We start from the raw sequence: 24,694 nt of genomic DNA on the forward strand, positions 1-24,694 counted from the left end.
AGCAACACGCGGTGTGCGCCTCCACCGCCTTCTACCCCGCCCCAAACCTCTTGATCAACAGGGCTGAGAGGGGGGTTGGGGTGGGGGTGGGGTGGGGGTTGGGGGTTTGGTGGGGGTGGGAGCCTGCCGTGTTGCCGGCAGGTTTCGCGGCGTGGGGAGTGGGGCAGTGTAGCCGCACGGAGTACCCGAGCGGGGCGTTTTCGCAGCTCCTGGGCTCGGAGACAGCTCACCGTGCGCCGGGGCACGGATGCCCTCCCCGGTCCGTTGTGCACGAGAGGGGGAAGGCGATGACGGACCCCGAAACGGCCCGACACCGACACCGACGCCGGCCGGTTGCCCGGGTCGGGGCGGCTGCCGCCGCGCTGGCGCTGGTCGCGCCGCTCGCCGCGTGTGGCGCAGCCGATGACGGTGGACCACCGACGCTCAACCTGTACTACCCGCCCGAGCAGAACCTGCAGAAGGTCGTCGACGACTGCAACACGCAGGCCCAGGGACGGTACAAGATCGCCTACCGGGTGCTGCCCCGACAGGCCGACGACCAGCGGGTACAGATGGTGCGCCGGCTTGCCGCCGAGGACACCGGCATGGACATCCTCGGCCTGGACGTCACCTGGACCCAGGAGTTCGCCAGCGCCGACTGGATCCGCGAGTGGACCGGCCAGGACAAGGCCGAGGTCGAGCAGGGCACCCTCGCCGGGCCGCTGGCGACCGCCCGCTACGAGGACAAGCTCTACGCCGCGCCGAAGAACACCAACGTGCAGTTGCTCTGGTACCGCAAGGACCTGGTGCCGCAGCCACCGACCACCTGGGACCAGATGATCACCGCTGCCCGGCAGCTCAAGGACCAGGGCAAGCCGTACCAGGTGCTCACCATGGGCGCGCAGTACGAGGGTCTGGTCGTCCTCTACAACACCCTGGCCGAGAGCGCGGGCGGCAAGGTCCTCTCCGACGACGGCAAGAAGGCCGTGATGGACGACGGCACGGTCCGGGCGCTGGAGCAGTTGCAGAAGTTCGCCACGTCGGGCGTCACCTCGCCGTCGTTCAGCAACGCCACCGAGGACCCGGTCCGGCTGGAGTTCCAGTCCGGGTCGGGCGCGTTCCAGGTGAACTGGCCGTTCGTCTACCCGGCCCTTCAGGAGGCCAACCCGGAGCTGGCCAAGCAGGTCGGCTGGGCCCGCGTGCCGGGCGTCGACGAGGGCACCCCCAGCAAGGTCACCATCGGCGGGGTGAACCTGGCCGTCAGCTCGTACTCGAAGCACCCGGAGCTGTCGTTCGAGGCCGCGCGGTGCCTGCGCAGCGCGGAGCACCAGAAGTTCTCCGCGATCAACGACGGCGTGCCGCCGACCATCGAGGCCGTCTTCGACGAGCCGGAGATGGCCGAGGCGTACCCGATGAAGGACACCATCCTGGAAGAGCTGAAGGACCCGGCGACCCGCCCCCTGACCCCCGCCTACCAGAGCATCTCCACCGTCATGTCGGCGATCCTGTCGCCGCCGTCCGGGATCCGCCCGCAGCAGACCGCCGACGAGCTGCGCGACGCCATCGCCGACGCCCTGGAATCGAAGGGGGTGCTGCCATGACCCGGCCCGCCACCACTGAGTCGACCGAGGCGACCGAGGTGACCGACGGCCAGCGCGCCGCCGTACCCACCCAGCGCGGCGGTCGCCGCAAGCCGCCGCTGAGCGAGAACAAGAAGGCCGAGCGCCGGCTCGGTTGGCTGCTCTGCGCGCCCGCCGCGCTGGTCATGGTCCTGGTGACCGCGTACCCGATCATCTACTCGGTCTGGCTGTCGTTGCAGCGCTACGACCTGCGCTTTCCCGACCAGCGCGAGTTCGTCGGGTTGGAGAACTACGTCACCGTGCTCAGCAACGAGTTCTGGTGGACGGCGTTCGGGGTGACCGCGCTGATCACGGTGGTCACCGTGGCCGTCGAGCTGGTGCTCGGCATGGGGCTGGCGCTGATCATGCACCGTACGCTCGTCGGGCGGGGCATCGTCCGTACCGCGGCGCTCATCCCGTACGGCATCGTCACGGTCGTCGCCGCCTTCTCCTGGCGGTACGCCTGGACACCCGGCACCGGCTACCTGGCCGACCTGTTCAGCGACGGCGCTCCGCTCACCGAGCGGGCCAGCTCGCTGGCGATCATCATGCTGGCCGAGATCTGGAAGACCACGCCGTTCATGGCGCTGCTGCTGATGGCCGGGCTGGCCCTGGTGCCGGACGACCTGCTCAAGGCCGCCTCCACCGACGGCGCGACAGCCTGGCAGAAGTTCACCAAGGTGATGCTGCCGGTGATGAAGCCGGCGATCCTGGTCGCGCTGCTGTTCCGCACGCTCGACGCGTTCCGCGTGTTCGACAACATCTTCGTGTTGACCGCCGGAGGCAACGAGACCTCGTCGGTGTCGATGCTCGCCTACAACAACCTCCTGCGGGGTCTCAACCTCGGCATCGGCTCGACGATGTCGGTGCTCGTCTTCCTCACCGTGGCGATCATCGCGTTCGTCTTCGTGAAGCTGTTCGGTACCGCTGCCCCCGGTAGCGACGATGGGGAGAGGCGCTGACATGGCCGCGGAAACCACCACCCGCGCGAAGCTGCGCTGGGGCCTGCTGGACATCCTCGTGGTCGTCTTCGCGCTGGTCCCGGTGCTGTGGATCGCCTCGCTGTCGTTCAAGACGCCGGCCACCCTCACCGACGGGAAGTTCATCCCCCGCGAGTGGACGCTGGACAACTACCGGACGATCTTCGACACCGACCAGTTCGTCCGAGCGCTTGTCAACTCCATCGGCATCGCACTGATCGCCACGCTGATCGCGGTGGTCCTCGGTGCGATGGCCGCGTACGCCATCAGCCGGCTGGATTTCCCGGGCAAGAAGCTGCTGGTCGGTATCTCCCTGCTGATCGCGATGTTCCCGCAGGTGTCACTGGTGTCGCCGCTGTTCGAGATCGAACGGCAGCTCGGGATCTTCGACACCTGGCCCGGACTGATCCTGCCGTACATCACCTTCGCGCTGCCGCTGGCGATCTACACGCTGTCGGCGTTCTTCAAGCAGATCCCGTGGGACCTGGAGAAGGCGGCGAAGATGGACGGCGCCACGCAGGCCCAGGCGTTCCGGCGGGTGATCGCCCCGCTGGCCGCGCCCGGCCTGTTCACCACGGCGATCCTGGTCTTCATCTTCTGCTGGAACGACTTCCTGTTCGCCATCTCGCTGACCTCCACCGAGCGGTCCCGCACGGTGCCGGCGGCGCTGTCGTTCTTCACTGGCGCGTCCCAGTTCGAGGACCCCACCGGGGCGATCTGCGCCGCCGCCGTGGTGATCACCGTACCGATCATCTTGTTCGTCCTCTTCTTCCAGCGCCGCATCGTCTCCGGCCTGACCTCCGGCGCAGTCAAGGGATAGGTGGGTAGTCATGGCTGACATCGTGCTCGACAAGGTGAGCAAGAGTTTCCCGGACGGGACCGTCGCCGTGCAGGACGTCGACCTGGAGATCGCCGACGGCGAGTTCGTGATCCTGGTCGGCCCCTCCGGCTGCGGAAAGTCCACCACCCTCAACATGATCGCCGGGCTGGAGGACATCAGCTCCGGCGAGCTGCGCATCGGCGGCCAGCGGGTCAACGACAAGGCGCCGAGGGACCGGGACATCGCCATGGTGTTCCAGTCGTACGCGCTGTATCCGAACATGACCGTGCGGGAGAACATGGCGTTCCCGCTGCGGCTGGCGAAGCTGGACAAGGAGACGATCAACTCCAAGGTCGACGAGGCCGCCAAGGTGCTGGAGCTGACCGCGCTGCTGGACCGTAAACCCGCGAACCTTTCGGGTGGTCAGCGGCAGCGGGTGGCGATGGGCCGGGCGATCGTCCGCCAGCCCAAGGCGTTCCTCATGGACGAGCCGCTGTCCAACCTCGACGCGAAGCTGCGGGTGCAGATGCGCACGGTGGTGTCCCGGTTGCAGAAGCAGCTCGGCACCACCACCGTCTACGTCACCCACGACCAGACCGAGGCGATGACCCTCGGCGACCGGGTGGTGATCATGCGGGGTGGCGCGGTGCAGCAGGTCGGCCCTCCGCAGGAGCTGTACGACCACCCGCGCAACCTCTTCGTGGCGGGCTTCATCGGTTCGCCGTCGATGAACTTCCTGCACGCGGCGGTGCAGGACGGCAGCCTGCGGACCGCCCTGGGCGACGTGCCGCTCGACGACCGGTTGCGCCGGGAGCTGGAGGCGGCCGACGCGCCCCGCGAACTGATCCTCGGCATCCGGCCCGAGCACTTCGAGGACGCCGAGCTGGTCGACGACGAGACCCGCCGCCGGGGTCTGGAGTTCGAAGCCCCGGTGGAGATCGTCGAGTCGATGGGCTCGGACAAGTACGTGTACTTCACCGTGGAGGGTGAGCGGGCCAGCGCCGCCGAGTTGGAGGAGTTGGCCGCGGACGCGGGTGCGGGCGACTTCGCCGGCGGCGGCGGCAACCTGGTGACCCGACTGTCCGCCGAGTCCGGCGCCGCCGAAGGGCAATCCCGCCGAGCCTGGTTCAACCTGGAAAAGATCCACCTCTTCGACCCATCCACCGGCCGCAACCTAACCCTCGACAAGTCCCACTAACCCGGCCCCGGCCCCGGCCCCGGCCCCGTCGATCTTGCACTTTGTGTCGTCGACATGGAGGGGAAGGTCCTTTATGTCGCCGCAGAAAGTGCAAGATCGCGGGAAGGGGAGCGGGGGCGTGTGGTGCTGCGGCACGGGGGTGGGCGTGGCAGGGTGGGTTGGTGATGGATCGGGGACTTGTGGCGTTGGCCGCCGCGCACGGCGTGTCCACCTGGTACGAGGACTGGCGGCACCGCCGCGTCGAGGTCGCGTCGGAGACGGTCGTCGGCGTGCTCGGGCTGCTCGGCGTGGACGCCACCAGCCCCGCCGCGATCGCCGACGCGCTCGCCGCCGCCCGCGCGGTGGACCGGACCGCGCTGCCGCCGACCCTGGTGCTTGCCGAGGGCGCGACACACGTGCTGCCCGGCCCGGGTGTGGTGTCCCTGGAGGACGGTGGTCGCCGGACGGTTGACGCGCAGCTGCCCGCTGACCTGCCGCTGGGCTGGCACCGGCTGGCCTGTGACGGGCGGGACGTGACCCTCGTCGTGGTGCCCCGGCGGCTGCCCGTGCCGCCCCGCACCTGGGGTTGGATGCTCCAGCTCTACGCGCTCAGCTCCGAGCGGTCCTGGGGCATGGGCGACCTCGGCGACCTGGCCGACTTCACCGGATGGGCGGGCGGAACGGGCGCCGGACTGGTGCTGCTCAACCCGCTGCACGCGGTCGGACCGGCGCACCCGGTGGCCGCGTCGCCGTACTCGCCGGCCAGCCGACGCTTCGTGAATCCGCTCTACCTGCGCGTCAGCGACACCACCGCGTACACGGCGGCGGACCCGGCCACCCGGGCGGTGGTCGACGCGTTACGCCCCGACCGCCGGGACCTGATCGACTACGACGAGGTGTGGGCCGCCAAGCGGCACGCGTTGGAGCTGCTGCACCCGTACGCCCCGGCGGTGGACCTCGACGCGGACCCGGCGCTGACCAGCTTCGCCACCTGGTGCGCGCTGGCGGAGCGGCACGGCAACGACTGGCGGGCGTGGCCGGCGGAGCTGCACCACCCGGACGCCCCGGCGGTCGCCGAGCAGCGTCGCCAACTCGCCGACCGGGTGGCGTTCCACGCCTGGCTGCAACACCTCTGTGACGAGCAGCTCGACGCCGTGACGGCGGCGGCCCGGTCGACGGGCATGCCGGTCGGCGTGGTGCACGACCTGGCCGTCGGCATCGACCCGGGCGGCGCGGACGGCTGGCAGCTCGCCGACGTCCTGGCCCAGGGGGTACGGGTCGGCGCGCCCCCGGACGACTTCAACCAGCTCGGCCAGGACTGGGGCCTCGCCGCGTGGCGACCGGACCGGCTCGCCGAGACCGGGTACGCGGCGTACCGGGACATGCTGCGGCGGACCCTGCGGCACGCGGGCGGCCTGCGGGTCGACCACGTCGCCGGGCTCTGGCGACTGTGGTGGGTGCCGCCGGGCGCCGGGGCCGCCGAGGGCACCTACGTGCGGTACGACGCCGAGGCGATGCTCGGCATCCTGGCGCTGGAGGCGCACCGGGCCGGCGCGGTGGTCGTCGGCGAGGACCTGGGCACGGTCCAGCCGGCGGTGACCCGCGGGCTGCGTGGGCGCAACATGCTCGGCTCGACGGTGCTGTGGTTCGCCCGGGACGACGACGGCGAGTTCACCCCACCGACCCGCTGGCCCACGAACGCCCTCGCCACGATCAGCACCCACGACCTGCCGACCGCCCCGGGATTCCTGACCGGCGAGCACGTGCGGGTGCGTGACGAGTTGAAGCTGCTCGGCACCGACGTGGCCGTCGAACGCGCCCGGGCCGCCACCGACCGCGAGCGGCTGCTGGCGATGCTGCGCAACGAGGCGCTGCTGCCCGGCTCGCGCGCCGCCGAAGCAGGGGCCGCCGCCGGGGCCGAGGCCGCCGCCGAAGCAGAGGCCGCCGCCGGGCCCGAGGTCGGTTCCGGGGCGGGGGCCGACGGTGACCCGGCCGACGGTGACGTGGTGGTGGCGATGCACGCCGCGCTCGCGGCCAGCCCGTCACGACTGCTCGGCGTGTCCCTCTACGATGTGCTGGGGGAGGTGCGCCAACCCAACATGCCGGGCACCGTCGACGAGTATCCGAACTGGCGGCTGCCGCTGCCGGCCAGCGTGGCGCAGATCCGGACGGACCCCGGCGTGGCCCGGATCGTCCACCTGCTCACCGCCGCCCGTCCCCGGACGACCCCGCCCGACCGGGCCGGGGAGAAGGCCGGTCGGCGGACCACCCCGGACCCGGTCGGAGATAGGCCACCCGACCCGGCCGGCCCGTAGGCCACCCGGTCAGGCCGGCCAGTAGGCCGCCCCACCCGGGTCGGCCAGTAGCCCGCCCGTTCAGGTCAACCAGTCGAACCGTGGTGGCAGTCCGAGGAAGTCCGCGTACCGGGTCAGCGCCCGCTCGACCTCGACCCGTTCGGCGGCGGTCATCGGCACCAGCGGCCGTACCGTCAGGGTGACGGCCTGCCGGCCGACCTTGCGCTTCCACACGCCGACCACGCGACCGGCGCGGACCACGGTGGCCTGGAAGATGCCGTTGTTACCCGGCACCACGGCCGCCCGGTGCGCGGGGTCGAGCATCAGCGTGCGGTCCCGGTAGCCGAGGAGGTACTCGTCGAAGCCCGGCAACGCGAGCACCTCGGGCGCCGGGGCGCGCGGGATGTCGGCCAGTGCCGCGTCCACGTACATCGGCTCGCCGTCGACGCGTACCGTGCTCAGCAGGTCGGCGGCGGCGGTCAGGCCGCGCCGCGCGTCGGTCAGGGTGAGGCCGCTCCACCCGGCGAACTCGCGGTCGGTGACCGGCCCGTGGCCCCGGACGTAGCGGTGGGCGAGCAGCGCCAACGCCTCGTCCCGCTCCGGGCGGCGTTGCTCCGGCGCCCACTCGTCGAGCAGGACGAACGTCTGCTCGGTGCCGATGGTGGGCGCCACACAGGTCACCCCGCGCACGCTCGCGTACCAGAGCAGGTGGTAGCCGCGCTGGCCGTCGGTGCCGATGCCGGCCGCGCGCAGGGTGGCGAGACACTGCGCCCGGCTGAGCCGGCCGCCGCCGGCCAGCGCGACGCCGAGTACGTCGAGCGCCCGCGCCTCGTCGGCCTCGGTCAGCCCGAGCTGTACGCGCCGGGTCGCCGAGCCCGCCAGCGCGCGTACGCCGGTCAGCTCCAGCATCCAGCAGGTGTCGGCGGGCGGGATGAGGTGCACGGTGCCCCGCATCGGCCAGGTGCGCAGCGCCTCGCGGCGTTCCAGCGCGCCCTGCACGTCGGTCACCGTCCACCCCGGCAGCCGGGCGCCGAGCGACCACAGCCCGCTCGCCAGGTCCTGAGCCTGCATCGCCCCGAACCACTCGACCACCTCGGCGACGGTGCCCGGCCCGCCGGGCGGACGCAGCAGCAGGCTGGTCATCCGCAGTGCCAGCGCTTCGGCCGCGCTGAGGTCGGCAGTCATCGCACTCCTTCCGGTCGCCACGCCGCAGCCTAGGCCCGAGGACCGACACGCACGGTTAACCGCCGCGCCGGTGGGAATGCGGCCGGCCGGAAGTACGCGCGCCGCGCGTACGGAAGGGAGTCTCATGACTGCCGCAAGCCAACCGGCCCGCGGTGCCGGCGTACCGGCCGATTCTCGGGCCCATCGGGCGTCCACCGGCGCCAAGACCAGCGCGGCCGCCACCTTCGCTCTGGTCTTCGGTGTGGCCGGCCTGTTCAGCGTGTTGACGGCCATCCTCGCCTGGGTCGGACTGGTGCTCGGCATCATCGGCATCGTCCTCGGCATCGTCGGGCTGAAGATGGCCCGCCGGCCGGGCGTGACCGGCCGGGGCGTGTCCATCGGCGGCCTGGTGCTGAGCATCCTGGCGGTCCTGATCGGCCTGGGCCTCGCTGCGGGCATCACCACGTTCGTCAACAACAAGGGCGCGGTGGACCGCCTCCAGAACCAGGTCGACGACCTACGGGACAAGCTCGACTGACACCGGGCCCGGGTGGCTGGGGGCCAGGGCGTGCCGCTGGCCCCCACCCCGGCCTATTTGGACTCGACCCGTCCGACCGCGTCGACCCCCGAGGTGAGCGCCGCGCGGGTGGACTGCCACGCGGGATCTCCCGGGTAGAGCGTGCTGCGCAGGTACGCCGCGGTGAGCGCCGCGACCGCCGCCACCCGTCGCGGGTTCTCGTCGGTGGTCTCGGCGGCGTCGTAGCCGGAGATCCCGCCGAGACCGTGCTCCGCCTCGAAGAGGGTCAGGAGCGACTTGGGGGCGGGGGACAGGACGTACGGGTCGGCGTGCCACTGCGCGCCCCGCACCGTCAGGTGCTCGGAGGTGTCCCGGTCGCCGGCCACGACGAGCGCGGGCGTCGTCATCGCGGAGAAGTCCGTGGTCTGGAAGAACCCGTAGCTCCGGGCGAACTCGCTGAGCGCGTCCCCGCCCCGGCCGGGGGCGGCGAGGAGCACCCCCGCGCTGATCCGGGGTTCGGTCAGGTCGACGGGCGTCCCGTCGTGCGGGTCGGTGAGCCGCGCGCCCAACAGCAGGCTGGCGGTGTGCCCGCCCATGGAGTGCCCGGCCACGGCGACCCTGTCCCGGTCCAGACGGCCGTGCAGTTGTGTGACGGCGGCCTCGATCGTGTCGAGCGCATCGAGGATGCGCGTCATGTCGTGGGCCCGTGAACGCCAGTAGAGCGGTGCCTCGTTGTCGCCGGGGTTGAGGCTCAGGGTCTTCGAGTCCAGATGGGTCGGCTGGATCACGACGAAGCCGAGTGCCGCCCAGTGGTTGGCGAGGGGCCCGTAGCCGTTGAGCGAGGAGAGGTTGTTCGAGTGCCCGTGGCCGTGCGAGAGCAGGATGATCGGCAGCCGGGTGCCGGTCATCGGCGCGGAGACGCGTACCTGCAGGTCCACGGCGCGGCCGGGGGCCGGCAGCGTGATCGGGCCGACGGACACGATCGGGGTGCTGATGGTGTCGGCGACGAGGGTCGATGTGGTCATGGTTGCCTTCCCGTGGTGCGGAGGTGGCACGGCAGGGGTGTCCCCGCCTCCGCTACAGTTGAAGCGGATCGCCGTTCCACTAATATACGGAACGCTGATCCGTTTTCCAAACGGCGTGTGGAGGAGAACCGTGTCGGCGACGAGCCAGTCCCCGGAGATGCCGGCCCGAGGCCGCCGCGCCGACGCGGTGCGCAACCAGCAGACGCTCCTGACGGCAGCCGCCGCGGTCTTCGTCACCTCCGGCGTCGAAGCGCCGATCCGGGAGATCGCGGCCCGCGCGGGGGTCGGCATCGGGACGATCTACCGGCACTTCCCGACCCGGGCGGACCTCGTCGTCGCCGTCTACCGCCACCAGGTCGAGGCCTGCGCCGAAGCGGGCCCGACCCTGCTGGCGAACGCCGCCTCCCCGCTGGCGGCCCTCCGCCAGTGGGTCGACCTCTTCACCGACTTCCTGGTCACGAAGCACGGCCTGGCGAGCGCGCTGCAGTCGGACGCCGGCGGCTTCGACACGCTGCACGCCTGGTTCCTCGACCGCCTCGTGCCGGTCTGCGGGCAACTGCTCGACGCCTCCGTCGACGCGGGCGAGATCACCCCCGGCACGCGCCCGTACGAATTGATGCGCGGCATCGGCAACCTCTGCGTCAGTCGCGACAACGACCCGGACTACGACCCCCGCCGCCTCGTCGACCTGCTGCTGCGCGGCCTCCAGCGACCCCGCTGACCGGAGATCACAGTAGGGTGGGCGGCGTGCTCCGCCAGGTCACCGCGATCCGCTACGTCACCCCACTGCGGGAGGGTGGCTCACTGCCGGGCGTCGTGGAGGCCGACGACCTCGGCACGTACGTCGCGAAGTTCACCGGTGCCGGGCAGGGACCCAAGGCGCTCGTCGCCGAGGTGATCTGCGGCGAGCTGGCCCGCCGGCTGGACCTGCGGGTGCCGCCGCTGGTGGTCCTCGACATCGACCCGGTGATCGGCCGGGCCGAGCCCGACCAGGAGGTACAGGAGCTGCTGCGCAACAGCGGCGGCGCCAACTTGGGGATGGACTTCCTGCCGGGCGCGCTCGGCTTCGACCCGGTGGCGCACCCCGTCGATCCGCTGCTGGCCTCCCGGGTGCTGTGGTTCGACGCGTACGTGGAGAACGTCGACCGGAGCTGGCGCAACCCCAACCTGCTCATCTGGCACCGGGAGCTGTGGCTCATCGACCACGGCGCCGCGCTGTACTTCCACCACAACTGGCCCCGCGCCGACGCCGCCGTGCACCGCGCCTACCGGGCCGAGGATCACGTGCTCGCGCCGTACGCCGACCGGGTTGCCGAGGCCAACGACGAGCTGGCCGCCCGGGTCACCCCCGACCTCCTCCGGGAGGTGTTGGCGCTGGTGCCGGCCCAGTGGCTGACCGCCGCCGACTTCGACTCGGCCGACGAGGCGCGCGAGGCGTACGTGTCGCACCTGTCGCGGCGGGTCGCCGACCCGGCGGACTGGCTGCCGGCGGGGAGCGCGGCGTGAGGCATCCCTTCGAGTACGCCGTCATCCGGCTGGTGCCCCGCGTCGAGCGCGGCGAACAGATCAACGTGGGTGTGCTGCTCTACTGCCAGCAGCGGGACTTCCTGGCCGCGCGGACGCACCTGGACGCCGACCGGGCGCGCGCCCTGGCGCCCGACGTCGATCTGCCGGCCGTCGCCGCGGTGCTGGAGTCGCTGGACCGGACCTGCTCCGGCGACGGGCCGGCCACCCGTATGCGGCTCGGTGAGCGCTTCCACTGGCTGGTCGCGCCGCGCAGCACGATGATCCAGGCCGGTCCGGTACACACCGGCCTCACCGCCGACCCGGCGGCCGAGCTGGACCGGCTGATGACGATGCTGGTCCGCTGACCGGCCGGTGGGCTGAGCGGGCGGGGCCTTCGATGACGGCGGACCCCTGATCGCGCTGCGCCAGCGCCGTTGCCGGCGGAGCGCGATCCCCCGTTCAGGCGCCGGTGCCAGGGGGCGGCAGGATCGCACGCCGGCACCGGTTGGCATCAGGATCGCCGCCCGCGCGGACGGCCGGATCGGAACGTCCGGGAACTTGCGGAAAACTTGAACCCGGACGACCGGAACACCGCGATCCGTCGTTTGTCTCCGCACCGCCGGGGTAGTCGCGGGAGCTGACCCGAGACGAGAAGGGGACAACTCTGATGGCTGCCCAGACGAAGGTGGCGGTGATCTACTACAGCGCCACCGGCATCACCTACCAGATGGCGCAGGCCGCGTGTGAGGCCGCCGGGGAAGCCGGCGCGGAGGTGCGCCTGCGCAAGGTACGGGAGCTCGCGCCGGACGAGGCGATCCGCTCGAACTCCGGTTGGCAGGCGCACCATCTGGAGACCCAGGACGTTCCCGAGGCGATGATCGACGACCTGGCCTGGGCCGACGTGACGATCTTCGGCTCGCCCACCCGGTACGGCATGATCGCCGCGCAGTTGAAGCAGTTCATCGACACCACCGGCCCGCTGTGGGCGCAGGGCGCGCTGGCCAACAAGGTGTACGCGGCCTTCACCTCCACGGCGACGTCGCACGGTGGTCAGGAGACGACGTTGACGTCGCTCTTCAACGTCTTCTACCACTGGGGTGGTGTGGTGGTCCCTCCCGGCTACACCGACTCCAGCCAGTTCATCGCCGGCAACCCGTACGGCGCCTCGCACACCAGCAACAACGGGGAGATCGCCCCGGACGCGGTGGCGCTGGGCGCCTGCGCCCTCACCGCCCGCCGTGCGGTGCTGATCGGCACGGCGCTCAAGCAGGGCCTGGGCGGCTGAGGCGACCGGTGGCGCGGACGGGGGCTCTCGACCCGCCCGCGCCACCGGTCGCCTCAGCCCTACCCCGGGACGACGGTGACCATGCCGTGGCCGGGAGCTAACCCTGGCCGACCGGGCGTGACGCCGGCAGCAGGTCGGTCAACACCTCGGTCAGCACGGTCAGTCCGTCCGGGCTGAGCACCGACTCCGGGTGGAACTGCACCCCGGCGAAGCCCTGCCCACGCAGGGCGTGCACGGACCCGTCGCGGACGTCCCGGGCCAGCTCCACGGTCCCGTACGCGGTGTCCAGCCGGTCCACCTGGGCGCGGGCGGTGAACGAGGAGTAGAAGCCGACCCGGCGGGACCGGCCGAACAGCGTCACCTCCCGTTGCAGCCCCTGGTAGGGCGCGTCCCTGCGGTGCAGGGGCAGCCCCAGCAGCCCGGCCAGCACCTGGTGCCCCAGGCAGACCGCGAGGGTGGGTCGACCGGACGCCAGCAACTCGCCGAGCAGGTCCCGCAACGCCGCCATCTTCGGATCGTCCGGGCTGCCCGGGTCACCCGGGCCGGGCCCGGCCACCACCAGGTCGTACCCGTCGACCGGGCCGCCGGCGTGCCACGGGCGCAACGTGACCGCGAGACCCAACGCGCCCAGTTGGTGCGCCAACATGCCGGTGAAGGTGTCCTCCGCGTCCACGATCAGGGCCCGCAGCCCGGCCAGGCCGGGCAGCCCGGACGCGTCGGGCGAGCGCTGGTCCAACCAGAACCGGGCCAGCGGCGTGTTACGCGCGGCCAGCGCGTCGCGTACCTCCGGGTCGTCGGCCAGCCGCACGACCGGCCCGCGCTCGCCGGTGGACGCCGCCGGGCCGAGACCCAGCGCGGCCAGCACCCCGGCCGCCTTGGCGTGGGTCTCGGCCACCTCACCGGCCGCCGTCGAGTGCCGGACCAGGGTGGCGCCGACCGGCACCCGCAGCCGACCGGACGGGGAGATCTCGGCGGTACGGATCAGGATCGGCGCGTCCAGCGTCTGCCGGCCGGCGTCGTCGTGGCCGAGCAGCGCCAGCACGCCCGCGTAGTAGCCCCGACCCCGGCGCTCGTGCCGGGCGATCACCCGGCAGGCGTTCTCCATCGGACTGCCGGTCACGGTGGGCGCGAACATCGTCTCCCGCAGCACCTCCCGCACGTCGCGGGTGCCCCGGCCGGCGAGCAGGTACTCGGTGTGGGCCAGGTGCGACATCTCCTTGAGATAAGGGCCGATGACCTGGCCGCCGTGCTCGGCGACGGTCGCCATCATCTTCAGCTCCTCGTCGAGCACCATGTACAGCTCCTCGATCTCCTTCGGATCGGCGAGGAACCGCAGCAGCGCCGCCCGGTCCGGGATGCCGCCGGTGGGCCGGAAGGTGCCGCTGATCGGGTTCATCATGACGAGCCCGTCGTCGACGCTGACGTGCCGTTCCGGGCTGGCCCCGACCATGGTGCGGGCGCCGGTGTGCACCACGAACGTCCAGTAGGCGCCGCGTTCGGCGACCAACAGCCGGCGCAGCGCGGCCAGCGCGGCCACCAGCGGCGCACCCAGCACGGTGGCGTGCAGGGTGCGGTGGATGACGAAGTTGGCGCCCTCGCCGCGACCGATCTCGTCGGTGAGCACCTGCTGCACGATCCGCGCGTACTCCTCGTCGCTGACGTCGAAGGCGGCGTCCCGGGTGCGGACCGGCTCGTCGGGCAGCGCGGCAAGCGCCTCGGCCAGCGGAATCCGATCGTGTTCGCGGACCTGGAGACACTCCAGCGGGGCGTCGTCGTCGACGCAGGCGAAGCCGCGCTCGGCGATCTGCCGGTACGGCACCAGGGCCAACGTCCGCGCCCCGGGCTCACCCGGGGTCAGCGGGATGTCCGCCAGCCGGTCGACGGTGCCGACCGGGCCGGTGAACAGTTCCAGGTCGTCGGCGCCCTCGCGGCGCAGCAGCGCGAAGGGGCCGGGATCGTCGCCCCGGGAGATGGCGGCGAGCAGGTCGGTCAGGGGGTTCTGGCTGGTCATCGTGGTCTCCGTGGGCGCTGGGCGCCGCCATCGGGGGCGGCCATCCGGGCCGGAGATCCGGCGGCCGCCTCGGTGGCGGCCGCGTGGATGAAGCTACGCGCGGGGGGTGGCCGCCGGGTCGGCGGGCCACCAGGAGGTTGGGTGCGCGAGCATGCGCATCACCTTACGCGGTCGAGGCCTCACTCGGGACCCCTTCCGGCGTACGGGTGTGCCGGGCCGGACCCTCGTCCCGGCGCGGCCGGCACCGGGTAACTTGACCGGCGATGAACATTCTCGCGCTCGACCTGGGCACCTCCTCCGTACGCGGGCTGGTGCTGGACGGGGAAACCCGGCCGCTGCCCGGCGCCCTGGCCCGGCGCAAGGTCAAAATCGCCATCGGGGACGACGGCACGGGCACCCTCTCCGGCCCCGACTACCTCGCCAGCCTCGTCGAGTGTCTGGACGAGTTGGCCGAGGCGGGGCACCTGCACGACGTGGGCATGGTGGCGACGTCCGCGCAGTGGCACTCGGTGCTTCCGCTCGACCGTGACGGCACCCCGCTGGGCCCGGTCGTCACCTGGTTGGACACCCGGCCCGCGCCGGTCGGCGACACGTCCGGCCCGGCCGACCCGGACGGCTTCCACCAACGCACGGGCTGCTGGTGGCACCGCTCCTACTGGCCGGTGCGCCTGCCCTGGCTGCGGGACCAGTCGGGCACGCCGATCACCCGGTTCGTCGGCCTTCCGGAGTACGTGCTGGGCGAGTTGCTCCAGACGGCGCCCATGTCGATCTCGCAGGCCTCCGGCACGGGCCTGCTCGATCTCGTCACCCTGCGCTGGGACGAGGAGGCGCTGACGCTGGCCGGCGTACGACCCCGCGACCTGCCGCCGCTGGGCGAGTTGGACTGGCACGGCCGGCTCCGCCCCGACCGGGCCCGCCGCTGGCCGCAGTTGGCCGAGGCCCGGTGGGCGCCGCCGGTGGGCGACGGTGGCGCGTCCAACGTCGGCTCGGGCTGCGCCGACCCGAGCCGGGCCGCCGTCACGGTGGGCACCTCCGCGGCGGTACGCCTGATGCAGCGCATCCCGGCCGGCGAGCCGCTGCCGCGGCTGCCCGAGCGGCTCTGGCGCTACCGGGTCGACCACGACCACGTGGTGACCGGGGCGGCGTACTCCAGCGGTGGCAACCTGTTCGCCTGGGCGGACCGGGAGCTGCGGCTGCCCCACGGGGACGAACTGGACGCGGCGCTGGCGCTGGTGCCGGTCGGTGGTGGCCGGCCGGCCGATCCCCGGTTCGGCGGCGACCGGGCGCCCGGGTTGGCCCCGGCGGGCACCGGCGAGCTGCGCGGTCTGAGTTTCAGCACCACGGCGGTGGACATCCTGGCCGGGCTCATGCAGGGGCTGTGTGAGCTGGTCGCCGAGGACCTCGCGGTGCTGGAGTCCACAGTCGACAAGCCGGTCGGGGTGGTGCTGGGCGGCGGCGCGGTGGCCGCGTCGGTGTGGTGGCGGCAGGCGTTCGCCGCCGCGCTCGCGCCGCGACCGGTGTCGCACCAACGCAACCCGGAGATCGGCGCCACCGGAGCCGCTTTGGTGGCCCTGGGTCACTTTGATGCGGCGGCGGCGCTCGCCGACATCGGCCGGACGGACGAACTGGTCTCACCGACCACGACAGGACGTTCCCACCCGCAGTATCCTTCCTGAACTTTCGCCCTGCCCGGGCCGTTGACAGCGCCACCGAGCCTGGTTGGATGGACTCCGCTCCCCGGGTCGCGGTGGACGCGGCAGGACGGAGGAGGCAGGGTGGCGGCAGGTCCCGACCCGTCGATCGGTGCGGTGTCGAACCACCGTCGGCGTCGCTTCGACGTCCGGGTCGTCCCGCATCGACGCCGCTCGCCGTTCCGGCTGCGGGACTGGCGGATGAGCACCAAGCTGGCCACCGTGCTGCTGGTGCCGTCGATGGCGTTCCTGGTGCTGGCGGGCGTGCAGACCAGCGCGCTGGTCGGTCGGACGGCCACGTTGAACGACTTCTCCCGGCAGGTCGGCATCGGTCGGCAGATCACCGCCGTGGTCGACCAGCTCCAGCAGGAGCGGGACCGTTCGGCGGGTGAGCTGGGCGAGTTGCGCCGCGGTGGCGACCGCGAGGCGGCGGCCACCGCCCTGCGGCCGTTGCAGTCGGCCACCGACCGCGCCGTCGAGGACCTCCGGCGGGCGGCCGAGCCGTTGGCCGACGCCGACGCCTCCTGGCGGGTCGCCTACTCCGAGGTGCTCGAGGCGTACGACCAGGTCGTCGACATCCGACCGGCCATCCCGCCGGCGGTGCTCAGCAACGACACCATCCTGAGCAACTACCACCGGGCGGTCGACGCGCTGCTGGACCTGCTCGCCGAGCCGACACCGGGCCAGGACCGACCGGGGCTGAGCGACGCGGTGCTGCGCTACGTCCAGATCGCCAGGGTCAAGGAGCTGTCCTCCCGGGTCCGGGCGCAGCTCTACGGCGCCGGCCGGGCCGGCCGGTACGGCACCGAGGACCGGGTGATCCTCTCCGACCTGCGTGCCCAACAGCTCACCGCGCTCGGCGCGTTCCGGGTGTCCGCCACCAGCGACCAGATCCGCCGGTACGACGAGACCTCGGTGAACCCGGGGTTCCAGGTCGCCACCCGCCTGGAGGAGCGCAGTCTTCCGGTCGGCGACGCGGCGCCGGAGGTGCTGCCCTCGGAGCAGTGGTGGTCGGCGAGCCAGCAACGCCAGGAGCTGCTGCGGCAGGTCGAGGCGAGTGTGCTCGACGACGCGGTGCGCCAGGCCGACGACGCGAGCAGCGGCCAGCTCCGGACCACCCTGCTGGTGGTCGGCGGCGTCGTGGCGGTGCTGCTGGTCGCCCTGCTGATCTCTCTGCTGGTCGGTCGCTCCGTCGCCCGGTCGATGCGCCTGCTGCGCAGCCAGGCGCTGCGGATCGCGCAGGTGGAGCTGCCCGACGCGCTGGACCGGCTGCGCACCGTCACCGGTGGTGTGCCGACCATCGACGTGTCCCCGGCGGTCGTCCGTTCGCTCGACGAGATCGGCGAGCTGGCCGAGGCGTTCGTCGCGGTGCACCGCAGCGCCGTGACGGTCGCCGTCGAGCAGGCGCTGATGCGCCGCAACGTCAACGCGATGTTCGTCAACCTCGCGCGCCGCAGCCAGGTGCTGGTGGAGCGGCAACTGGAGCTGCTCGACGACCTGGAGCGTGAGGAGAGCGACCCGGACCAGTTGGAGAACCTCTTCAAGCTCGACCACCTGGCCGCCCGCATGCGCCGTAACGACGAGAGCCTGCTGGTGCTGGCCGGCACGGACTCCACCCGCCGGTGGAACCGTCCGGTGGGCCTGGGCACCGTGCTGCTGGCGGCCGCCGCCGAGATCGAGCAGTACCAGCGGGTACGGCTTGAGTCGATGGGTGCCGTCAACGTGGTCGGGCACGCGGTCGGCGAGCTGGTGCACCTGCTGGCCGAGCTGCTGGAGAACGCCACGGCCTTCTCCCGTCCGGACACCTTCGTCGTGGTGACCGCGCGGGTCGAGGCGTCGACCGCGCTCATCGAGATCGTCGACGACGGTCTGGGCATGAGCCCGTCCGCGCTCGCCGAGGCGAACGCGGTGCTGGCCAGCCCGCCGGCCGCGGACGTCGCGGCGGTCGAGCGGATGGGCCTGTTCGTGGTCAGTCACCTGGCCAGCCGGCTCGGTGTGCGTGTGCAGCTCGACGGGCGCCACAGTGGCCTCGTCGCGCGGCTCGTGCTGCCGGCGACCCTGCTGGCGCCCGGCGGCGCGGTCGAGTTGGATCCGCCGGCGTCCGCCCGGATGCTGGCGTCGAACGCGGCCCGGGGCGCCGCGGCGCAGCGTGGGGCGGGTGTGCCCCCGTCCGGCTCCGTCCACGGGACAGCGACCGCGCCGCTGGACCTTCCGGTGGCCGGTCGTCCGCCGGCCGCGGCCGTGCCCCGCCAGACCCGACCCGTGCCGGTACGCGCCGAGGACGTGTTGGCTCCGGCTGCCGCTTCCGCCGGCGACGGCGGTGGCTGGTGGTCCCGGCAGGGGCCGACCGCGTCGGCGGCCCCGGTCCAGCCCGTGCCGCCCGCGACTCCGGTGACGGCCGGCACGAACGAGCGGGGCCTTCCGGTACGCGTACCCATGGCGCAGCTCTCCGCGGTCACCCGCCCCGCCCAGCCGGAGTCGTCGCCGCGGCGCGCCGACCTCGACCCGGACGCGGTCGGCGGCATGCTTTCCCGGCTCTACAGCGGGGTACGGCGTGCCGAGGCCGAGGACACCACCGAGATACCGGTGCCACCCTCGTGGGGGCACGACGAAGGAGGACGACGACAGTGACGACGTTGAGCCAGGAGGCACGTGACCTGAGCTGGCTGGTGAGCGCGTTCGCGGAGCGGGTGCCGGGCGTGGCGCACGCGGTGGTGGTCTCCTCCGACGGGCTGCTGGTGGCGATCTCCGACCACCTGCCCCGCGACCACGCGGACAAGCTCGCCGCGGTGACGTCCGGGCTGATGAGCATCACGGCGGGCGCGGCGCAGATGTTCGACGGCGACATCGTCAAGCAGACGGTGGTCGAGATGGGCCGGGGCTATTTCCTGGTGATGCAGGTGCGCGACGGGTCCATCCTGGCCACGCTCGCGGCCGGGGACGCCGACATCGGCGTGGTGGGCTACGAGATGGCCCGGTTGGCGAAGCAGGCGGGGGAGATGCTCACCCCGGCGCTGCGAGCGGAGTTGCAGCAGGCGCTGCCCCGCTGAGTCTTCCGGCCGTGACCCGGACGGTCACCGGCTCACCCGAGCCGAGCCGTCCGGGCCCGGCCGTCCGGGCGAGCCGTTCAGAAGCCACCCTCGGTGATGACGGAGCGGTACCAGTGGGCGCTGCGCTTGAGCACGCGCCGTTGGGTCACGTAGTCCACGTAGACCAGGCCCCAACGCTGCTCGTATCCCTCGTCCCATTCGAAGTTGTCGAGCATCGACCAGACATGGAAGCTCTCCAGCGGCACCCCGTCAGCGATGGCGCGGTGCGCGGCGGCCAGGTGGTCGCGCAGGAAGGTGATCCGGCCACTGTCGTCGACGGTGTCGTCCGCGGCCAGGGTGTCGGGGGTGGGCAGACCGTTCTCGGTCACGGTGAGCGGGATCGGGCCGTAGTCGCGGGTGACCCGGGTCAGGATGTCGTACATCCCGTCGGGGTAGATCTGCTGCCAGCCGGCCTCGGAGGTGGGCCAGCGGTGTTCGGTGCTGCCGTCGGCGGCGACGTAGATGGGCGTGTAGTACTGCACGGCCAGCAGGTCGACCGGTGACGAGATCACCGCCAGGTCGCCGTCGCGGATGCCCCGGACCATCCGGCTCTGCGGGCCGAGGTCGGCCAGGACGTCCTGCGGGTAGCTGCCCTTGAGCACCGAGTCGAGGTAGAGGCGGTTCTCGTAGCCGTCGTAGAGGTGCGCGGCGGCGGCGGCCTCGGCGGAGTCGTCGGTGGGGTAGCAGGGGTGCAGGTTGAGCGCGGGGCCGATCCGGGCGGTGCTGTCCGAGGCCCGTAGCGCGCGCACCGCGAGGCCGTGCGCGAGCTGCAGGTGGTGGGCGACGAGGTAGGCGGCCTCCGGGTCCTGTCGACCGGGCGCGTGGTGGCCGGTGAGGTAGCCGTTCTGTACGACGGTCTTGGGCTCGTTGATGGTGAGCCAGACCGGCACCCGGTCGCCGAGGGCGCTGAAGACGGCGTTGGCGTAGTCGGCGAAGCGCAGGGCGGTGTCGCGGGACTCCCAGCCACCGGCGTCCTGCAACGCCTGCGGCAGGTCCCAGTGGAACAGGGTCGCCATCGGGGCGATGCCGCGTTCGTGCAGACCGTCGAGGAGGCGACGGTAGAAGTCGAGCCCACGCTGGTTGGGCGCTCCGCTGCCGTCGGGCTGGATGCGGGGCCAGGAGATGGAGAAGCGGTAGCTGCGCAGACCCAGGTCACGCATCAGGTCGAGGTCTTCGACGTACCGGTGGTAGTGGTCGGCGGCCACGTCGCCGGTGTCGCCGTTGCGGGTACGACCGGGGATGCGGCTGAAGGTGTCCCAGACCGACTCGCCGCGGCCGTCCTCCTTGGCGGCGCCCTCGATCTGGTAGGCAGAGGTGGCCGCGCCCCAACCGAAGTGGCGGGGGAAGCGCAGCGGGCCGGCGGGCCCGGTAGGTATCGACATGGATTCTCCTCGTGGATACGGGGCCCACCGCCCAGATTCGGGAGCGCTCCCAGGATAGGCCAGAAGCGCTCGACCCGGTGAGCCGGCCGTCACGGCGGCCGACGATGGCGGGTTGAGGCGGTTGAGGGCCCCGGACAGCGAACGAGGCCGACCGGGCGGCGCTTCGCGCCTGTCCCGTCGGCCTCTTTTCCCATCGTGTACGGGGGTTTAGTGTGGGGACGGGGGAGGGCAACCCCCGTCCCCACCGTAACTGCACACACACGGGCGGAATTGGGTCCTGCCGTGCGTGTCGCGCGGGAGCCGGGCCACGCGAGTGGCTCTGGTTCCACCTCCCTCCCTGTGGCGGGATGATGGCTGACGGCGGCGTCCGGGCTGGCCCGCCGTCGGCCTTCGGATGGTTCCCCGGGCCCGCCACGAGGACGGTCCCGGCGATCTTCCAGTTGGAACCTTTGTCGATGGAAGCGCTCCCATCGACCGATGTTGCGACTGTAACGCCCGTCACGCCTTTGTGAAAGACCCAAAACGAGATCGAAACAAGTGGGTGAACCAGCTCGCTCCGCGCTTGTTGTGGGAGCGCTTCCATGGCACACTGTCGATTCAACGCGACAGGAGCCAGATCGCGTGGGCGCGGGACCGCCGAGGGCAGCCGGAGCACCACCTCCGGTCACGGCACCCGAGCGAGCCGGCGGGACCCCCTCCCGCGCGGGCCGCATCGCCGCACCCCGGCCGGGCCCGGGGCTACCACCTTCCCGGGCGCCTCGAATCCCCCGCGTACCACCACCACCTGCGGGCAGGCGCCTCGCCGGGAACCACCCGGCCTGGTCCGAGGAGACACCGCGCACATGAGACATCTGGCACGACGCCGTCGAGTGGCGATCCTCGCCGCCGCCGCGCTCGCCGTCGGCGGGGTGATGCTGCCCGCTGGCGCCGCACAGGCCGCACCGGCCTGCGACGTGGTCTACGCGACCAACGACTGGAACACCGGCTTCACGGCCAACGTGACCATCAAGAACCTGGGCGACCCGATCAGCAACTGGACGCTCAAGTGGACCTTCCCGAACAGCGGACAGCGGGTCACCCAGGGCTGGTCGGCCCGGTACAGCCAGTCCGGCAGCGAGGTCACCGCGACCAACGAGTCGTACAACGGCAACCTCGGCACCGGGGCCTCCACCACCATCGGCTTCAACGGCTCCCACACGGGGAGCAACCCGAAGCCCACCTCGTTCACCCTGAACGGCACCCCCTGCAACGGCACCCCGGCCAACCAGCCGCCGACCGTCTCGCTGAACCTGCCCTCCGGGCCGTTCACCGCGCCTGCCGACGTGCCGCTGACCGCGACCGCCAGTGACCCGGACGGGACGATCAGCAAGGTCGAGTTCTACCGCAACGGCCTGCTCATCAACACCGACACCACCGCGCCGTACTCCTACACGCAGGAGGACCTGCCGGCCGGCAGCTACACCGTGCAGGCCAAGGCGTACGACAACGCCAACGGCATCGGGGTCGCCGAGAAGTCGTTCACCGTCGGCGCCGCCAACGGCCCGACGCTGGTCGCCACGCCGTCCGCGGTGAGCGTCAACGAGGGTGGCACGTCCACCTTCAACCTCAAGCTCAGCGCCGCGCCGACGACCAGTGTGCCGGTCACCCTCACCCCCTCGGGCGACAGCGACATCACGGTCTCGCCGAGCACCGTCACGCTGACCCCCACCAACTGGAACACCGGGGTCACCGTCACGGTCGCCGCGGCCGAGGACACCGACACCGTCGGCGGTAGCGCCACCATCACCGCCGCCGCCACCGGTCTCGCCTCGCTGGCGGTCGCCGCCACCGAGATCGACAACGACACCCCGGGCGGCGACAACGCCTACATCAAGAAGTTCCTCGACCAGTACGGCAAGATCAAGAACTCGGGCTACTTCAGCCCCGAGGGCGTGCCGTACCACTCGGTCGAGACGCTGATCGTCGAGGCGCCCGACTACGGCCACGAGACCACCTCGGAGGCGTTCAGCTTCTGGATCTGGCTGGAGGCCCAGTACGGCCGCGTCACCCAGAACTGGGCGCCGTTCAACAACGCCTGGACGGTGATGGAGAAGTACATCATCCCGTCGCACGCCGACCAGCCCACCGCGGGCTCCGCCGGCACCCCGCAGTACGCCGCGGAGTACAACCTGCCCAGCCAGTACCCGTCGGCCCTGAACCCGAACATCTCGGTCGGGCAGGACCCGCTGCGCTCGGAGCTGCAGTCCACCTACGGCACCGGCGACATCTACGGCATGCACTGGCTGATGGACGTCGACAACACATACGGCTTCGGCCGCTGCGGCGACGGCACCACCAAGCCGGCGTACATCAACACCTTCCAGCGGGGCACCCAGGAGTCGGTGTGGGAGACCATCCCGCAGCCGTCCTGTGACACCTTCAAGCACGGCGGTCAGTACGGCTACCTCGACCTGTTCGTCAAGGACACCGGCGCTCCCGCCAAGCAGTGGAAGTACACCAACGCGCCGGACGCCGACGCCCGTGCGGTGCAGGCCGCCTACTGGGCGCTGACCTGGGCCAAGGCGCAGGGCAAGCAGGCCGACGTCGCCGCCACCGTGGCCAAGGCCGCCAAGATGGGCGACTACCTGCGGTACGCGATGTTCGACAAGTACTTCAAGAAGATCGGCAACTGCGTCGGGGCCAGCACCTGCCCCGCCGGCAGCGGCCGGGACTCGGCGCACTACCTGCTGTCCTGGTACTACGCCTGGGGTGGCGCGTACGACACCAGCCAGAACTGGTCCTGGCGGATCGGCTCCAGCCACAACCACTTCGGCTACCAGAACCCGTTCGCGGCCTGGGCGCTGACGAACACGCCGGAGCTGAAGCCGCAGTCGTCGACCGCGGTCTCCGACTGGACCAAGAGCTTCGACCGGCAGCTGGAGTTCTACACCTGGCTGCAGTCCTCCGAGGGCGGCATCGCCGGCGGCGCGACCAACAGCTGGGACGGTAGCTACGCCCAGCCGCCGGCGGGCACCAGCACCTTCTACGGCATGTTCTACGACGTCGACCCGGTCTACAACGACCCGCCGTCGAACCAGTGGTTCGGCATGCAGGCGTGGTCGATGCAGCGGATCGCCGAGCTGTACCTGCAGACCGGCAACACGAAGGCCAAGGCGCTGCTGGACAAGTGGGTGCCGTGGGCGATCGCCAACACCACGCTCGGCACCAACTGGTCGATCCCGTCGGACATGAAGTGGACCGGCCAGCCGACCACCTGGAACCCGAGCAGCCCGCAGCCCAACACCAACCTGCACGTCGAGGTGATCAGCAAGGGCCAGGACGTCGGCGTCGCCGCCTCCTACGCCCGGATCCTGATCGCGTACGCGGCCAAGTCGGGCAACGCGGCGGCGAAGACCACCGCCAAGGGTCTGCTCGACGCGCTGGACGCCGCCAGTGACTCGAAGGGTGTCTCCACCACCGAGACGCGTGGCGACTACAAGCGCTTCGACGACGTCTACGACGCCTCCAGCGGTCAGGGCCTCTACGTCCCGCCGGGTTGGACCGGGAAGATGCCCAACGGCGACGCCATCTCCGCCGGGAAGAGCTTCCTGGACATCCGGTCGTTCTACAAGAACGACCCGGACTGGCCGAAGGTGCAGGCGTACCTGAACGGTGGCCCGGAGCCCACGTTCAACTACCACCGCTTCTGGGCGCAGGCCGATGTGGCCATGGCGTACGCCGACTACGGGAGCCTTTTCCCGAACGGCTGAGAGCGACCCGGGGTGGGTGGAGTGCCCCGCCCACCCCGGGGTTCGGCCGGGTCCGGGGGAACGACGGGACCCGGCCGGCGGACGGCCTGACACCCACGGTCAGGCCGGGGTGGGCCGGTCATCTGGTCAACGCAGCGGGTCGACCGGCCCACCCCACCGCCCGGACTGAAGACTGCCGCGAAAAAGCCCAGAAATTCCGGCTGTCACGGGATCACACCAAGGACGTTCACGGAGTAACGTACGTCACCGGAGAGGCCGCTCCCCCCGTGGCGGCCTCTCCACTTTTATGCCCGAGCGCGGCCGGTCACCCCGCCGCGGTCGTACGCCGGCCACGCCGACGCCGACGGCGAGCGCCGGGCCGGGCTCGACCTGGCCGGACTCGCGTTCCGGTGTGTCGCTCACCGCC

General features: G+C 71.8%; 18 protein-coding genes. 14 read left to right on the forward strand and 4 right to left on the reverse strand.

Translation table 11 applies throughout. The features are described 5' to 3' along the window. The first annotated feature begins 287 nt into the window (after positions 1-287). The 5 genes from AB0J36_RS11270 to malQ all read left to right on the forward strand — a co-directional run bounded on the left by AB0J36_RS11270 (position 288) and on the right by malQ (position 6,890). Entirely contained in the window at positions 288-1,580 is a 1,293-nt protein-coding gene (locus AB0J36_RS11270; RefSeq protein ID WP_357392371.1) for an ABC transporter substrate-binding protein, read from the forward strand. After that, the gene (locus AB0J36_RS11275) at positions 1,577-2,560 is read left to right on the forward strand and encodes a sugar ABC transporter permease (RefSeq protein ID WP_363660449.1); all 984 of its coding nucleotides are present in this window, start codon (positions 1,577-1,579) and stop codon (positions 2,558-2,560) included. Before AB0J36_RS11270 ends, AB0J36_RS11275 begins: the two co-directional genes overlap by 4 nt. Before the next feature lies 1 nt (position 2,561). Continuing rightward, positions 2,562-3,398 carry a carbohydrate ABC transporter permease gene (locus AB0J36_RS11280; protein WP_357170963.1) on the forward strand — a complete coding sequence of 279 codons (837 nt, stop codon included), beginning with the start codon at positions 2,562-2,564 and terminating at the stop codon, positions 3,396-3,398. Between the two features lie 10 nt (positions 3,399-3,408). Beyond that, the gene (ugpC, locus tag AB0J36_RS11285; RefSeq protein WP_357128272.1) at positions 3,409-4,596 is read left to right on the forward strand and encodes a sn-glycerol-3-phosphate ABC transporter ATP-binding protein UgpC; all 1,188 of its coding nucleotides are present in this window, start codon (positions 3,409-3,411) and stop codon (positions 4,594-4,596) included. Positions 4,597-4,760: 164 nt separating this feature from the next. Beyond that, positions 4,761-6,890 carry a 4-alpha-glucanotransferase gene (malQ, locus tag AB0J36_RS11290; protein ID WP_363660450.1) on the forward strand — a complete coding sequence of 710 codons (2,130 nt, stop codon included), beginning with the start codon at positions 4,761-4,763 and terminating at the stop codon, positions 6,888-6,890. Between the two features lie 60 nt (positions 6,891-6,950). Here malQ and AB0J36_RS11295 read toward each other — a convergent pair whose 3' ends face one another. Next, positions 6,951-8,054, reverse strand: a complete 1,104-nt coding sequence (locus AB0J36_RS11295) for a winged helix DNA-binding domain-containing protein (protein ID WP_363660451.1) — start codon at positions 8,052-8,054, stop codon at positions 6,951-6,953. Positions 8,055-8,178: 124 nt separating this feature from the next. Between AB0J36_RS11295 and AB0J36_RS11300 the strand changes: the two genes are divergently transcribed. Beyond that, a complete protein-coding gene (locus AB0J36_RS11300; RefSeq protein ID WP_355047644.1) occupies positions 8,179-8,571 on the forward strand; it encodes a DUF4190 domain-containing protein in 393 nt (130 codons plus the stop codon). A 53-nt stretch (positions 8,572-8,624) separates the two neighbouring features. On the opposite strand, the gene AB0J36_RS11305 is transcribed toward AB0J36_RS11300, so the two are convergent. Further along, a complete protein-coding gene (locus AB0J36_RS11305; RefSeq protein WP_357392375.1) occupies positions 8,625-9,575 on the reverse strand; it encodes a chlorophyllase in 951 nt (316 codons plus the stop codon). Positions 9,576-9,732: 157 nt separating this feature from the next. Here AB0J36_RS11305 and AB0J36_RS11310 point away from each other — a divergent pair, with 157 nt between their 5' ends. From AB0J36_RS11310 to wrbA, 4 genes are all read left to right on the forward strand, one after another. Beyond that, positions 9,733-10,296 carry a TetR/AcrR family transcriptional regulator gene (locus AB0J36_RS11310; protein ID WP_357128598.1) on the forward strand — a complete coding sequence of 188 codons (564 nt, stop codon included), beginning with the start codon at positions 9,733-9,735 and terminating at the stop codon, positions 10,294-10,296. 26 nt (positions 10,297-10,322) lie between these two features. Continuing rightward, positions 10,323-11,081, forward strand: coding sequence for a HipA family kinase (locus AB0J36_RS11315; RefSeq protein WP_357392376.1), 759 nt, complete (start codon positions 10,323-10,325; stop codon positions 11,079-11,081). Continuing rightward, positions 11,078-11,446 carry a DUF3037 domain-containing protein gene (locus tag AB0J36_RS11320; RefSeq protein WP_357128287.1) on the forward strand — a complete coding sequence of 123 codons (369 nt, stop codon included), beginning with the start codon at positions 11,078-11,080 and terminating at the stop codon, positions 11,444-11,446. Before AB0J36_RS11315 ends, AB0J36_RS11320 begins: the two co-directional genes overlap by 4 nt. Positions 11,447-11,748: 302 nt before the next feature. Continuing rightward, on the forward strand, positions 11,749-12,366 hold the full coding sequence (wrbA, locus tag AB0J36_RS11325) for an NAD(P)H:quinone oxidoreductase (protein WP_355047649.1): 618 nt from the start codon (positions 11,749-11,751) through the stop codon (positions 12,364-12,366). Between the two features lie 97 nt (positions 12,367-12,463). On the opposite strand, the gene AB0J36_RS11330 is transcribed toward wrbA, so the two are convergent. After that, positions 12,464-14,377, reverse strand: coding sequence for an anthranilate synthase family protein (locus AB0J36_RS11330; RefSeq protein ID WP_357128290.1), 1,914 nt, complete (start codon positions 14,375-14,377; stop codon positions 12,464-12,466). Between the two features lie 263 nt (positions 14,378-14,640). Here AB0J36_RS11330 and AB0J36_RS11335 point away from each other — a divergent pair, with 263 nt between their 5' ends. From AB0J36_RS11335 to AB0J36_RS11345, 3 genes are all read left to right on the forward strand, one after another. Next, entirely contained in the window at positions 14,641-16,053 is a 1,413-nt protein-coding gene (locus AB0J36_RS11335) for an FGGY family carbohydrate kinase (protein ID WP_357170971.1), read from the forward strand. A 99-nt stretch (positions 16,054-16,152) separates the two neighbouring features. Continuing rightward, complete coding sequence (locus AB0J36_RS11340) at positions 16,153-18,699, forward strand: nitrate- and nitrite sensing domain-containing protein (RefSeq protein ID WP_357170973.1); 2,547 nt, start codon at positions 16,153-16,155, stop codon at positions 18,697-18,699. A gap of 5 nt (positions 18,700-18,704) precedes the next feature. Next, positions 18,705-19,118, forward strand: a complete 414-nt coding sequence (locus AB0J36_RS11345) for a roadblock/LC7 domain-containing protein (RefSeq protein WP_197281421.1) — start codon at positions 18,705-18,707, stop codon at positions 19,116-19,118. Positions 19,119-19,195: 77 nt separating this feature from the next. Here AB0J36_RS11345 and AB0J36_RS11350 read toward each other — a convergent pair whose 3' ends face one another. Next, positions 19,196-20,539 carry a GH1 family beta-glucosidase gene (locus AB0J36_RS11350; protein ID WP_357128299.1) on the reverse strand — a complete coding sequence of 448 codons (1,344 nt, stop codon included), beginning with the start codon at positions 20,537-20,539 and terminating at the stop codon, positions 19,196-19,198. 851 nt (positions 20,540-21,390) lie between these two features. On the opposite strand from AB0J36_RS11350, the gene AB0J36_RS11355 reads away from it, so the two are divergent. Continuing rightward, entirely contained in the window at positions 21,391-24,288 is a 2,898-nt protein-coding gene (locus tag AB0J36_RS11355; protein ID WP_357128601.1) for a glycoside hydrolase family 48 protein, read from the forward strand. Positions 24,289-24,694: the final 406 nt, after the last annotated feature.

This window comes from Micromonospora sp. NPDC049662, assembly GCF_040675055.1.
Classification (GTDB): Bacteria; Actinomycetota; Actinomycetes; order Mycobacteriales; family Micromonosporaceae; genus Micromonospora.